The sequence below is a fragment of the Gilliamella sp. CG16 genome, from assembly GCF_046635785.1.
GTDB classification, from domain to species: Bacteria; Pseudomonadota; Gammaproteobacteria; order Enterobacterales; family Orbaceae; genus Gilliamella; species Gilliamella apicola_I.
This window is the reverse complement of record NZ_JBIDFL010000004.1, coordinates 83,369-96,241: the sequence shown is the minus strand read 5'-3', so window position 1 is coordinate 96,241 and position 12,873 is coordinate 83,369. Positions and strand designations below refer to the sequence as shown.

The following is a 12,873-nucleotide window of genomic DNA, read 5'->3' as shown; positions in this document are numbered from 1 at the left end:
TCCATATAAAAACGATATCTTTTTGTTTTCTTAAAAGACATTATTATTTAAGGCTGTTTACCAAAATGAATTGAGTAAGAATTATTGGATTCATCCATTTGATTGGTGATAGGAGACTTGCATGTAATTTTTTAGTTCATGTTATTGTACAATACAAACCACTCATTACTAGACCTTGACTTACCATTTTATGGTACGAGACTATTCATTGATGATAAGTTATTTAATAGAATAACTTATCATCAATGAATTGACCGATTTTTTATAAGATTTAATTATTTTTTCTGCTCGTTCAACCAGTTCGTGACGTATATGTTCAGGCTCTAAACAAATACATTGATGACCTAAGCTCAGCAAAATGCCATAACTGTAGTCATCATCAATAAAGTCAAAATTTACAAGATACTGTTGTTCGTTTAATTTCTTAATATCTTTTTCGTCACAAAAATCTAAAATACGTTCCAAAAGCGATTCATCTATTAATAATTTTATTTTAAAAATCTTTTTTTTCATTTCGGTTTGGAATAAAGAAAATGCTTCAGGCGTTGTTTGCCTAATAAATTTAGTGTTAGTTTCTCTAAGGTTTGACATTTTTGACAATTTAAATACACGAAAGTCATTTTTAGTTAGACAAAAAGCTTGTAAATACCATTCTTTTTCCTTAAAAATAAGTTTATATGGCTCAATTAAACGTGTCGCTTGTTTATTCCTAATACTTAAATAATCAAACGATAAAAGCAGTTGTTCTTTCAGTGCCAGTCTGATAATAGATATTTTGTTATCAATATTTTGTTTGGAAAACCAAGGCGATAAATCAACAATAAGTTGATTTAAGTTATTTGTCACTTTATCAAGTTCTTGTTTTGATAAAAAACTCTTTATTTTCTCGAATGTTCTTAAATTTTCACTTTCTTTTAAAACCGGTGAGGATAATAAGTTAAGGCCTTTTAATAAAACAATGACATCTTCTTTAGTAAATAGACCTTCACTAATTTTATAATTTTTTAAAATACTTATTCCACCGGCACTTCCTTGATAGGTAATAATGGGTATACCCGCTCCCTCGATAACTTGTATATCTCGGTAAATAGTCCGCAATGATACATTTAATTTTTCTGCTAATTCTTTACCAGTTATTTTTTCTCTTTGTAGCAATACCATGATAGTAGTAATTATACGATTAATTTTCATGCTTTATGTTTGCAAAATAATTTAGATTGAATTTTAAATATGACATACAGTTGTCAGCAATGCTACATCAAAATAGAGATAACTAAAATTAATTGAACTAATTTTTATCACTAAAAGGAAAGAAAAAATGTTTAAACCTAATAGCGTTATTGTTTATGTCAAAGATGTCGATGCTAGCACAGAGTTTTACACAAAAATACTAGGGCGTCCACCTGTTGAAACTTATCCTGGCTTTGCTGTGTTTTTATTGAATGATGGTTTTATTTTGGGGCTTCAAGAGGCCGATAAAATAACGCCAAAGGCACCCAATCATTATGGGGGTTTTGAGTTGTCATTTAGTGATGTAACAAGAAATGATGTAGATGAGATTTATTCGACATGGAAGGAACTAAACGTCAAAATTGAACTTGAACCTCAAATGCTCGATTTTGGATACACATTTGTAGGAAATGATCCCGATGGTCATCGACTTCGTGTTTGCGCTACCGATACTTCAAAGTTTGAGTAGAATAATGTCTTAAGAAATTAAAACTATGGGGACTGAATTATGCACTCATTGTTTATGAGGAATTCATTTCATGAAAAAAGTGTGGTTGAGTATGCAAGCATATTGTGGATTTTATTTTGCTTGGGAAAATCTAATTGGGTTTGAGGAGATAATTTAATTTGCAATAAACGTTAATAATATAGTTGTATTTAAACAAATATATTTTTTAAATTTCATTTCAGTACAAGTAAGGTATTAAACAAAATTGAAACCTTTCTGACTTCAATAGGTTGTATTGAATGTGATATTGGAGCGGGAAACGAGGTTCGAACTCGCGACCTCAACCTTGGCAAGGTTGCGCTCTACCAACTGAGCTATTCCCGCATAAGAGAAGTGTAGTAAATGGTGCCCGGGGCGAGACTTGAACTCGCACGGCCAAAAAGGCCGAGGGATTTTAAATCCCTTGTGTCTACCGATTTCACCACCCGGGCTCAAAACTTAGTTACCTAAAGGTAATTGCGTTTCGGATGCTGTGCATTTTACCTGTCTTATCATTTCAGTCAATAGAAATTTTAGATAAATTGTTTGATTGATTAATGTTTAACTTTATTCTGAATGTAAATTGCACCATTGTATTAATAATCAGCAAAATAGGTCGTTTTAAAATGGCAAATTGCTTTAATCATTTATGTCTTAAAACGATCATTTGGAAACCTATTGATTATCGAAAAAATCATTTTGTGCAATCCATAAATATTGCACCATTGATATTAACGTTAAAACTGTTGCAATAAATAGTGCGACAAGGCCTGCATATATTACAATATCGCAAGGGCGCCAAAGGAGCCATGTTAGGGCTGTCATTTGGGCGATAGTTTTATACTTGCCTATAGATGAAACCGCAACATTACTCCGTTTTCCAACCTCAGCCATCCATTCTCGCAAAGCAGAGATGATGATTTCACGTGAAATGATAATTATAGCCGCAATGGAAATCCACCATGCTTGATAATATTGAGTGATCAGAATTAAGGCTATTGTGACAATAATTTTATCTGCAACTGGATCTAAAAACGCGCCAAACTTGGTTGTTTGTCCTAAACGTCTAGCTAAATAACCATCAAACACATCGGTTATTGCAGCAATAAGAAAAATTAATGCTGAAAAAAAACCAGACCATTCAGTTGGAAATAAATAAAAAGCCAGCACAAAAAAAGGAATTAAAATAACTCGAAATAACGTTAATATAGTAGGAAGATTAATTTTCATGTGACATAAGCTCTTTTTTGTTTAATTAATCAATAGATTAACAAAAATTAAAAAACGGGGTTTCTTAATGCTTATGTTGCCTGAAATATTATAATTTTTCAATGTGTTATTGTTGTAAATTTAAATAAATTTTTTCGGCTAGCGATTTAGAGATTCCTTGCACTTGTGCTATTTCATCGATACTGGCATTCTTTAATTCTCTTAAACCACCAAAGTGTTTAAGTAATGCTTGCCGTCTTTTTGAACCGATTCCTTCAATATGTTCTAAAGCACTATCTGTAAGCTGTTTTACCCCTTTTTTTCGTTGCCCCACAATGGCATGATCGTGTGATGCATTACGAATTTGTTGAATAAGCAATAAAGCAGGCGAATGGTCATCAAGATAATGTCCGGTTCCATGCGCTTCAAAAAATAATGTTTCAAGCCCTTCTTTTCGCTCAGCACCTTTTGCCACCCCCACAAGAATAGGGTGATGTTTATCCCAATTAACATTGAGTCCTTCAAATACTTGTAAGGCTTGGTTTAACTGTCCTTTACCACCATCAATAAAAATAACATCAGGTATTTTTTCATCGGGTAGATCTTTTTTATTGTAACGTCTTGTTAATACCTGTTCCATTGCTGCATAATCATCACCCGGTGTAATACCCGTAATATTGTAGCGGCGAAATTCAGATTTTACCGGACCTTTATCATCAAAGACAACGCAAGAGGCTATTGTGTTTTTCCCCATGAAATGACTGATATCAAAACATTCCATACGATTGATTTTATCAATGCCCAAAAAGGTTTTAAGTGCATCGTAACGTTGTTTATTTGACGAATTGGTTAATAATTTGTTCTTCACTTCAGTTTGCGCATTAACGGTTGCAATATTGAGTAACTTTAAATTATCGCCTTTGGGCTCATCAACCAATTTGACTTGATGCTCAGCAATAAGTGACAGTGTCTCTTCCATGGGTTGTTTATCCGACAACGAAAAATTGAGTAGGATCTTTTTCGGAATATTACGATTTTGGTTGCCTTGTAAATAAAATTGCCCTAAAAAGGTTTCTATTACTTCTTCCAATTCAGTATTTGATGGTACTTTAGGAAAATAAGAACGATGCCCAAAGGTTTGTCCATTTCGGATAAATAAGACATAAATACAGGCTATACCAAACTCGTAGTGGAAGCCAATAACATCTAAATTATCATTATTGTTGTAAATGGCTTGTTTTTCGTTGATATGTTTAATGGCTTGTAATTGATCACGTAATGCTGCTGCTTTTTCAAAATTGAGTTCATTACTTGCTTTTAGCATATCTTCAGTGATTTTTTGTAAGATCTGATCGGATTGTCCTGATAAAAATAATCTCACATAATTAACTTGTTCGTTATAATCTTCATCACTCACTAATCCCGGCACACAAGGTCCTAAACAGCGTTTAATCTGATATTGCAGGCAAGGGCGAGTTCTGTTCCGATAGGTGGTGTTCAAGCACTGTCTAATCGGAAACGTTTTTTGTAATAGCGCTAAAATCTGTTTAACTGCATATCCACTAGGATAAGGACCAAAAAACTCATCTTTTTTGCGATTAATCGCCCCACGATAAAGTGATAATTGTGGATGTCTTTCTTTACTTAATTTAATAAAAGGATAGCTTTTATCATCTTTTAAAAGAACATTATAACGTGGTTGATGTTTTTTAATGTAAGTCTGTTCTAATAGTAGGGCTTCGGTTTCGGTATTTGTAATCGTAAATTCAATACGATGGATATGGCTAACTAACATATCCGTTTTCAGTGTTTTTTTACTACTATTAAAATAGCTTTTTAGTCGGTTATTCAGATCTTTAGCTTTACCCACATAAATAATCGTCTCTTTATCATTAAACATCTGATAAATGCCCGGTTTATGTGGGACTGTTTTTAAAAAAGATGTTGAATCAAATTGGCTCATATTAGTTTTCAAATGTGAGGGCTTTTTTCTCTATTATCCTCATAATGGTGCTTAATAATCCATTTATCAAGAGGTAAACGAATCCTGCAACAATAAATATTGAAAAATCGTAATAATCACCATTAAGTTGATTGCTATACCCCATAATATCCATTACCGGAATCATCGAGGCTAGGGCTGTGCCTTTAACAACAAAAACGACTTCATTGGAATAGGTGGACAAGGCTCGTTTTAAAGCATAAGGCATGACAATTTTTAAGGTTTGTCGTTTATTCATACCAAGAGCCTCACAAGCTTGCCATTGTCCATGTGGAACAGATTTTAAAGCACCATAAAAAATTTGTGTGGTATACGCCGCACTATTAAGCGTTAAAGCTAAATAAGCACAAAACCAAGGCGAAGATATGAGATCATAAAATGTCGGAAATTGACTTAAAAAGTCAGCAAACTGTGAAGGTCCATAATAAATTAAAAATAACTGAACTAATAGGGGAGACCCCGTAAAGATAATAATATAGGTACGTATTACCTTTGTTAATACAATATGATTAAGTGATAATAAGCATGAAAAAACGATAGCCAAAAGCCCCGCAGTTAAGATACCTAAAATTCCCAGACTTAACGTGTCAGGAAGACCTTGTAGGATGATTTTAAGATAATAAACAAAATTATCAGACATAATTTAACCTTACAAACTTTTGGCAGAAGAGGGTTGTTCAAAATAAGTTGCACGTTTTTCGATTCGTTCAATCACTTTTTGACTTAAGATTGAAATAATCAAATAGATTACCATTGCGATCGCATACCATAGAAATGGTTGATTAGTTCGTGCAATAATCGTTTTGGTTTGCATCATTAGATCATTGATTGCAATGGCTGAGACTAGTGCGGTATCTTTTAATAATATCAACCATTGATTACTTAATCCTGGTATAGCATGGCGCCACATTTGTGGCATGATAATACGAAAGAAAGTTCTAAATTTACTTAAACCAAGCACTTGAGCAGCCTGTTTTTGTCCACTTGGTATAGCTTTAAATGCACCTCTGAGCGTTTGGGATGCATAAACTGCATAAAGTAGCGATAATGCAATGACACCACATAAAAACGGATCGGGCTGAGTATTGGCTATATGCATTTGGATATGAACTGAGGTAAATATCAATGACATATCAAATCCATCATCTAGTGCCATTAAAAGAAATGGTAAACCATTATAGATTGCCACGACAATTAATAATTCAGGTAGTGCTCGAATCGTAAGGCTAATTAAAGACATTAGCCATGCAACAGGTTTAAATGGAACGGATTCTAGAATTGTGAAAATAAAAGCAAAAACTATACCAACAATCATTGATACAAAAGCTAATGACAATGTGATGGATGTTGCTTTTGTTAAAGGCACGATAAAACCGTCCATTGAGGACATTATCCAGTTCATTGCATATGCTAAAAAGTCTGACATAAAAAAACCGTATTTAAATTAAAAAATAAATTCGCCGCATTTTAAGCGGCGAGATCACAATAATATCAAATTTGATAGTTTATTAGCTATTTGTTAAACCATTTTTTATAGATGGCGTCAAGTTCACCATTTGATTTTAATTTATCAAGTGCTTGATTAAACTGTTCTCTTAACTGATCATTGCCTTTACGTAAGGCAATACCTAAGCCTTCTCCAAAAAAATCATGATCGGTAATTTTGTCACCTAAAGCAATAATATCCGTTTCTTTGCTTAACCAATCACCCGCGACAAAAGAGCTGGCTACAATCGCATCGATTCGTTTAGCTTTTAAATCTAAAAACGCATACTGATAGCTATCATAACTAACAGGTTTAACGTCAGGATATTTTTCATTTAAATATTTCAAATAGGTTGTCCCTTTTTGAATACCAATTCGTTTACCTTTTAGTTGTTCCAAATCTGTTAAAGTGTCTTTCAATGTAATAAATTGAATTGAGCTATCATCGTAATAAATCTTTGTAAAATCAACTTGTTTTTGACGTTCAGGCGTGATGTCTATCCCAGCAATTGCTGCATCAATTCGACGCGTTTTTAAACTAGGAATTAATCCATCAAAAGATTGATTAACAATTTTACAAGAAGCGTTAATCTCTTCACAAATTTTGTTGATCACATCAATATCAAATCCGACAATTTCGTTTTTGTCATTGGTGAATTCGAATGGTGCATAAGTGGCTTCTGTACCGATAGTTAAATTTTCAGATGCTTGAGACGTCAATGCAACGCTGGCAAGCAAAATAGCAAATAAAGTTTTTTTCATATCTTCACCCAAATTTATAATCATTAATGTGATAAATAAGCTTTAAATTCTTCGGTTTTAGGATGAGCAAAACATTCTAGTTGTCCTCGCTCAATAATTTCACCGTGTTCCATATAAATCACTTGTGAAGCGACTTTACGAGCAAAATCAACTTCGTGAGTTACAATGATCTGCGTTATTCCTGTTTGCGAAAGTTCGTTAATAATTTTAGCTACTTGCGATGTAATAGCCGGATCTAATGCTGCTGTAGGTTCATCAAACAACAAAATTTGTGGCTCCATCATCAATGCTCTGGCAATTGCTACTCGTTGCTGTTGACCACCCGAAAGGTGCAGAGGATAACGATTTGCCATTTCGTCAATTTGCAAACGTTGTAATATCAATATTGCTTTATCAGTCGCTTCTTTTTTAGATAAATTTAGTACTTGGCAAGGTGCTTCAATCAAGTTTTCAAGCACCGTTAAATGGGGCCATAAATTATAGTTTTGGAAAACCATACCCACATTTTTACGTAATTGTCTAATAGTGGTATCACTGATTTTTTTGGAAAAATCAAAATGGGAATTAGCTATTGTCATTTCACCTGATGTTGGTATTTCAAGTAAATTAAATACTTTTAGTAAAGAGCTTTTTCCTGCTCCACTTTGACCTAATAATACAATGGTTTCACCTAGAGGATAACTAAGTGAAACATCTTTCAATGCATGATGAGTACCATAAAAACAGTTAATATGGCTTAATTCAATATTCATTATAAATGTTGGCTAAATTAAAAAAATTGACTAAATATTACTTTTTTTTGCATAAAAATGCAATCTAAAATATGAGACAAATAGTATTCTAAATGAATCTAGTATTTATCTTTATGATAAAATTTGAAAATTTAATGATATTCAAATTTAAAAATTAATTATTTTTCAGATATGATAGGGATTACAGGACCCAAATATTTAGGTTCTTTATTCAAAATATAGAGATCGATGAAAGCACTAACACGAGCTAATGTTTCACGAATTCTGACTAATTTCATACTATCTGGAGCAGGAACAGCAAAACATTGTGCTTGAATGTTCTGGGCTAATGCAATAAATATTGCTCGTTCACAATGAAATTCTTGCGTAATAATTGTAAAACTTTTAGCGTCAAAAACTTTGTTGGCTCTGACAACTGAATCCAATGTTCTAAATCCGGCATAATCTAATACGATTGCATCGCTAGGGATTCCCGCTTTAATTAAATCTTTTTTCATCGTGACGGGTTCATTGTAGCTTTGAAAAGAATCTTCTCCATCACCACTCAGTAATAGATAATCAACTTTATGCTGATTATAAAGGGAGATGGCGCCATTAATTCGATTTTGATAAAAAACATTTTTACCACCTCCTCGAACATATTTGGAGGTACCAAGTACTACACCTACGTTTTGATAGGGCAGTTTATTTACATCGTGGTATATATAAGGTGCGGTTTCATAGCTTATCCAATAATCCAAGCCAGCAATTACACATATGAGTAAGAAGCAAAGACTAAATAAACTTTTAATTATTTTTTTTAATTTCATGTTAGAACCAGTTAAAAATAAAGACTAAAATTGGAAATAAAAATGGAGCGATTAAAGACGTCATTATACCACATAATACTAATGATAAAGAACTATATGCGCCTTCATTATAATCAACTTCTATACATCGAGCAGTACCAACTGCGTGTGAGACTGCACCTATTGATAATCCTCTAGCAGAAGCGGATTTTATTTTTGCTATATTTAATATTTGATGACCAAAAATTCCCCCTAATGTGCCAACCAATATAACACAAAGGGCTGCGATTGACGGAACACCGCCTTCGTTGTTGGCAATCGTCACAGCAATAGCCGTAGTGACTGACTTTGGTAAAACCGACGCAGCTATTTCGGTATTTCCTCCTAACCAAAATACAATACTGACGCCAGTTATCATTGAAGCAATTGACGCGCTAAAGGTGATAATGATAATTGACTTCCAACGGGCTTTAATTTGTGGAATGAGTTCGTAGAGCGGAAAGGCTAAAGCGACAACAGAATAAGGTAATAATTTATTTATAATATCGACATTACTAACATATTCTGAATAACTGGTTTGACTTATTATCATAATTGGAATAAGCACTATCACCGAAATCACTAACGGATTAAATAATGGTGTTTTAATTTTAAAAGCAATTTTTCGAATAATCAGAAATACACAAACAGTTAATGGTAACATCCAGATCATAGTGGTTTTTCCTTATTATTATCTGATAAATCGAAATTTTTGGCTGTTTTTTTATGAAGTTTTTCTGTCAACCAAGCTGTTAATACTAATACCAACAGTGAACTACCAATACTTCCAAAAATGATGGGTAACCAATTATTTAATAGCAATGTGTAATTATCCATTATCCCCATTGCAGCAGGAATAAATAGTAATGTCATATAACGCATAAATAAATTGCAGCTATTTTTTATCCAACGAGTAGGGATAATTTGAAAAGCTAATAAAAAGAATAGGGTTAAAAGACCGATAATACTACCAGGAATCATGATGGGTAAGAGCTGAGAGATGAAATTACCCACCCAAAGACTTAACGTTAAAATTAATAAACCGCGACCATAACTAAACAACGAATAGTATAAAGAATATAATCGATGTTTGATTGTGGCGTGTTTAGCTAAAAAATGTTTCATAGTCTAAAATTTAATAACTTGTTTGATTGTTGATAACAGACTGCTTTATTTGGCGTCTATAATACGCCCCTCAATTTTAATTATCCAACTAAATAATGGCAGTAATGATAAAGCTGTTTTATCAAAGCTAATTTTTCGGGTTGTTGAACATAAGTTTCAGCAAGTAATTCTAAAGTTAAAATATAATCTTGAATCTTAGGCGTATTTAGTTTATCACGACAATAATCTTGCCAAATCATCTGTTCGTGATGAGTTAGGGTTTGAGGAAAGTTTCGAGCTTTGTATCGAAAAAAAAGTGTACTTAAGCGAGGGTCTTCAAATTTAAGAGATAAACTATCTAATAACTGTACTGGTGTTGTTTGTACTGTTTCACAATAAAGTCTATCCTGATTACTCAAAAATCCATTATATATTTGTGCATCTACATCCGTATTAGCCGGATAATCATGACTTAAGCTAAATAATTCTCGCATTTTATCTTGCAACAAAATTTGATTTTGTAATAGCTTTTGTTGTTTGTTTAAGCATTCTTCAATATTAATTGAAAATCGTTTAGCATTTTCAGGCAGTAAAGTTTTTATCGGTGCAAGGATAGGGCATTTGTTAATATGGACGAGTTTTAATGGAATGCGAGACTCATCAAGTTCAAGATCTTCCGTTTTTGTATAAAGTTTTTCGCGTATTATATTCACTGGTAAATCAATAATTGAATCAATATCGCCAGTGAGATCACAAACAATGACGGCATTATTTTGTTGTGGATGCCAAGCGATAGGGCATACTAATGACATATTTCCTCGATAACTACCCAGCATACCCGAAACATGTACCAAAGGGGTCATATTGATTATATCAATAAGTTCAGCAACTTTATTTTTATTGCGCAATGTAAAAAAATAGTTAAATAATTTAGGTTGTTTTTCTTTAATTAATTTTGCAATGGCGATAGTGGCATACACATCTGACATTGCGTCATGAGCATGTTCATGCGTAATATTATTTGCTTTGGTTAAATGTTCTAACCGAAAACTGGGATAACCCGAATCGTTAGTTGGCCAATGAATACCTTCAGGTCGTAAGGCATAACACGCTCTTACTACATCAAGTAGATCCCATCTTGAATTACCATTTTGCCAACAGTAGGCGTATGGGTCGTAAAAATTACGGTAAAGGATATTGCGGGTCACTTCATCATCGAAACGAATGTTATTATAGCCTAAAACGCAAGTATTGGGTTCACTAAATGCTTGATGAATTAATTTGGTAAATTGAGCTTCATTCACTCCTTTTTGATTTGCTTGTTGTGGAGTAATACCCGTAATGAGAACCGCTTCAGGATTAGGTAGATAGTCTGGTGCTAGCTTACAATATATAACTAAAGGCTCTTCAATAATATTAAGCTCAACATCAGTTCGAACACCCGCAAATTGAGCGGGTCTATCAAGAGCTGGATTAATACCAAATGTTTCATAATCGTGAAAGTAAAAAGTAGGTTGTTTGGCGTTATTTTTCATTTTATCGTTTTACTCTTGATGATTTTTGATTTGTCACTTACCTAAATTATACAATATTTTACTTAATTTAAATTATTTAAACCTATTTATTTTGCCATTATAAGTAAGTAATTCTTGTTAAAACAAATGACTTTATTTGTTTAATATCTTCGGATAAAAATTAGAAAGATTATAAGTTTAAAAAATGGTTATATTATTTATAATATTAGGTTAGTTAATTGTGAGTTTTTTAATAAGAAAGAAGTGAATAGTTAAGCGTATTTATTCACTTCATAAGTAAATAATATCAACTATTAATTTAAATTATTCTCTTCTAGAAAAAGAATCAATTGGGCTTTCCATAAGTCCGCTATCATTGTTGTGCCATGTCCGGTAGTTTTTTCAGAAGCTGGAATCAAGTAGTACTTTGCATTGGGAATCTTCTGTATGGCTTTTTCCATTAAATCGGTCGAAGCTGGATTTCTTTCATCATCCTCAGAGTTGATAGCTAAAATTCGTGCTTTGATTTTATTTAAATCTTTGGTTGGATCATAATTTCTTGCCGCATCCCATTGATATAAAAAATCGTTAGTATCCATCGTAACACGTTCGTTTAATTTATCTTTTAATATTTTTTCTGTTTCTTCCGTATTATATGCTTGCTTTTGCCATGCAATGTCACCGCCATTAGTTGCGATATTGTAGTAATTATGGACTAATTGAAACTGTTCGGGTTGTTTGGTATAAAAACCTTTGTTCCAGTCGGGATCATCTTTGATAGCATTGATAACCATTTTACGCATAATCCAGTTACGGCTGGACATTGGCGCAGGGGTAGCAGCCATAGGAATAGCGGCTGTCATATAATCAGGATACATCGTTACCCATTTCCATGTATTCATTCCTCCCATTGAGTTACCGATGATTAATGCTATATGCTCAATATTTAGCTTATTTTTTAATAGTTGATATTGAGCATTAACCATATCGGTATAATCATAATGAGGAAAATCGCCTTTTAAACCGTCAGATGGTTTAGACGATTTACCCGTGCCTATTGCGTCGGGGAGGATAATAAAATATTTTTCAGCATCTAATGGCATTCCTTTATCAAACAATGCATGACCAAAGCTATTATTTAACATTGCGCTACCACTTCCAGTTGTACCATGCAATATTAAAATTGGTTTGTTGTCAGGATTGCCAAGAGTAGTGTAATGTATTTTTATACTTTCAGTTTTTCCATTATTAAATTTGAAATGTTCAATCACATAATCCGACTCTTTTTTGTTATGAAAACCTAAACAATGCCCAAAAAAAGGTATTGTCAAAAAAACAAACATGAAGAATTTAGTCTTTCTTTTGAGCATAATTTTTCTCCATTTTCTATACGCACCATAAAGATAAGGAATATTCATTAAGCCACAATGAACCAGATAGGAAAATCAAGTTTTTGCCACATTGTGATTTTAATCACAATGTGATGATAATATTTTTTTAA

The 12,873-nt window shown here is 32.9% G+C and carries 12 protein-coding genes, 2 tRNA genes and 1 pseudogene; 1 reads left to right on the top strand and 14 read right to left on the bottom strand.

Annotated elements, in window-relative coordinates:
* Window positions 1-219: 219 nt before the first annotated feature.
* Window positions 220-1,191: a helix-turn-helix transcriptional regulator gene (locus ACGH47_RS05960; RefSeq protein ID WP_411622960.1), complete on the bottom strand. Its 972-nt coding sequence runs from the start codon at window positions 1,189-1,191 to the stop codon at window positions 220-222.
* Between the two features lie 127 nt (window positions 1,192-1,318).
* Here ACGH47_RS05960 and ACGH47_RS05955 point away from each other — a divergent pair, with 127 nt between their 5' ends.
* On the top strand, window positions 1,319-1,699 hold the full coding sequence (locus ACGH47_RS05955; RefSeq protein ID WP_411622959.1) for a VOC family protein: 381 nt from the start codon (window positions 1,319-1,321) through the stop codon (window positions 1,697-1,699).
* Between the two features lie 287 nt (window positions 1,700-1,986).
* On the opposite strand, the gene ACGH47_RS05950 is transcribed toward ACGH47_RS05955, so the two are convergent.
* The 13 genes and pseudogenes from ACGH47_RS05950 to ACGH47_RS05890 all read right to left on the bottom strand — a co-directional run bounded on the left by ACGH47_RS05950 (window position 1,987) and on the right by ACGH47_RS05890 (window position 12,742).
* Window positions 1,987-2,062 (bottom strand) — tRNA-Gly (locus tag ACGH47_RS05950).
* Window positions 2,063-2,081: 19 nt separating this feature from the next.
* A tRNA-Leu gene (locus tag ACGH47_RS05945) sits at window positions 2,082-2,169 on the bottom strand.
* Between the two features lie 223 nt (window positions 2,170-2,392).
* Entirely contained in the window at window positions 2,393-2,947 is a 555-nt protein-coding gene (gene pgsA / locus ACGH47_RS05940) for a CDP-diacylglycerol--glycerol-3-phosphate 3-phosphatidyltransferase (RefSeq protein WP_267350991.1), read from the bottom strand.
* Window positions 2,948-3,053: 106 nt separating this feature from the next.
* Window positions 3,054-4,889, bottom strand: a complete 1,836-nt coding sequence (gene uvrC, locus ACGH47_RS05935) for an excinuclease ABC subunit UvrC (protein WP_267350989.1) — start codon at window positions 4,887-4,889, stop codon at window positions 3,054-3,056.
* A gap of 1 nt (window position 4,890) precedes the next feature.
* A complete protein-coding gene (gene artM, locus ACGH47_RS05930) occupies window positions 4,891-5,568 on the bottom strand; it encodes an arginine ABC transporter permease ArtM (RefSeq protein ID WP_411622958.1) in 678 nt (225 codons plus the stop codon).
* A 9-nt stretch (window positions 5,569-5,577) separates the two neighbouring features.
* Window positions 5,578-6,309 (bottom strand): arginine ABC transporter permease ArtQ, encoded by a 732-nt coding sequence (gene artQ / locus ACGH47_RS05925; protein WP_411589893.1) that lies wholly within the window; start codon window positions 6,307-6,309, stop codon window positions 5,578-5,580.
* Between the two features lie 131 nt (window positions 6,310-6,440).
* Entirely contained in the window at window positions 6,441-7,175 is a 735-nt protein-coding gene (locus ACGH47_RS05920; protein ID WP_411622957.1) for a transporter substrate-binding domain-containing protein, read from the bottom strand.
* 23 nt (window positions 7,176-7,198) lie between these two features.
* On the bottom strand, window positions 7,199-7,927 hold the full coding sequence (gene artP, locus ACGH47_RS05915) for an arginine ABC transporter ATP-binding protein ArtP (RefSeq protein WP_411622956.1): 729 nt from the start codon (window positions 7,925-7,927) through the stop codon (window positions 7,199-7,201).
* A gap of 173 nt (window positions 7,928-8,100) precedes the next feature.
* Window positions 8,101-8,736, bottom strand: a pseudogene (locus tag ACGH47_RS05910) (vancomycin high temperature exclusion protein); the annotation flags it as partial.
* Between the two features lies 1 nt (window position 8,737).
* On the bottom strand, window positions 8,738-9,427 hold the full coding sequence (locus ACGH47_RS05905) for a CidB/LrgB family autolysis modulator (protein ID WP_267350978.1): 690 nt from the start codon (window positions 9,425-9,427) through the stop codon (window positions 8,738-8,740).
* Window positions 9,424-9,879: a CidA/LrgA family protein gene (locus ACGH47_RS05900; RefSeq protein ID WP_411622955.1), complete on the bottom strand. Its 456-nt coding sequence runs from the start codon at window positions 9,877-9,879 to the stop codon at window positions 9,424-9,426. The genes ACGH47_RS05905 and ACGH47_RS05900 overlap by 4 nt, the downstream gene beginning before the upstream one ends.
* An 80-nt stretch (window positions 9,880-9,959) precedes the next feature.
* A complete protein-coding gene (gene sbcB, locus ACGH47_RS05895; protein WP_267350976.1) occupies window positions 9,960-11,393 on the bottom strand; it encodes an exodeoxyribonuclease I in 1,434 nt (477 codons plus the stop codon).
* A gap of 293 nt (window positions 11,394-11,686) precedes the next feature.
* Window positions 11,687-12,742, bottom strand: a complete 1,056-nt coding sequence (locus ACGH47_RS05890; RefSeq protein WP_411622954.1) for an alpha/beta fold hydrolase — start codon at window positions 12,740-12,742, stop codon at window positions 11,687-11,689.
* Window positions 12,743-12,873: the final 131 nt, after the last annotated feature.

What these genes read in the sequence shown, in the direction of transcription:
- ACGH47_RS05960 (WP_411622960.1), bottom strand. Translation starts at nt 1,191, where the DNA reads ATGAAAATTAATCGTATAATTACTACTATCATGGTATTGCTACAAAGA.
- ACGH47_RS05955 (WP_411622959.1), top strand. Translation starts at nt 1,319, where the DNA reads ATGTTTAAACCTAATAGCGTTATTGTTTATGTCAAAGATGTCGATGCT.
- pgsA (WP_267350991.1), bottom strand. Translation starts at nt 2,947, where the DNA reads ATGAAAATTAATCTTCCTACTATATTAACGTTATTTCGAGTTATTTTA.
- uvrC (WP_267350989.1), bottom strand. Translation starts at nt 4,889, where the DNA reads ATGAGCCAATTTGATTCAACATCTTTTTTAAAAACAGTCCCACATAAA.
- artM (WP_411622958.1), bottom strand. Translation starts at nt 5,568, where the DNA reads ATGTCTGATAATTTTGTTTATTATCTTAAAATCATCCTACAAGGTCTT.
- artQ (WP_411589893.1), bottom strand. Translation starts at nt 6,309, where the DNA reads ATGGACGGTTTTATCGTGCCTTTAACAAAAGCAACATCCATCACATTG.
- ACGH47_RS05920 (WP_411622957.1), bottom strand. Translation starts at nt 7,175, where the DNA reads ATGAAAAAAACTTTATTTGCTATTTTGCTTGCCAGCGTTGCATTGACG.
- artP (WP_411622956.1), bottom strand. Translation starts at nt 7,927, where the DNA reads ATGAATATTGAATTAAGCCATATTAACTGTTTTTATGGTACTCATCAT.
- ACGH47_RS05905 (WP_267350978.1), bottom strand. Translation starts at nt 9,427, where the DNA reads ATGATCTGGATGTTACCATTAACTGTTTGTGTATTTCTGATTATTCGA.
- ACGH47_RS05900 (WP_411622955.1), bottom strand. Translation starts at nt 9,879, where the DNA reads ATGAAACATTTTTTAGCTAAACACGCCACAATCAAACATCGATTATAT.
- sbcB (WP_267350976.1), bottom strand. Translation starts at nt 11,393, where the DNA reads ATGAAAAATAACGCCAAACAACCTACTTTTTACTTTCACGATTATGAA.
- ACGH47_RS05890 (WP_411622954.1), bottom strand. Translation starts at nt 12,742, where the DNA reads ATGCTCAAAAGAAAGACTAAATTCTTCATGTTTGTTTTTTTGACAATA.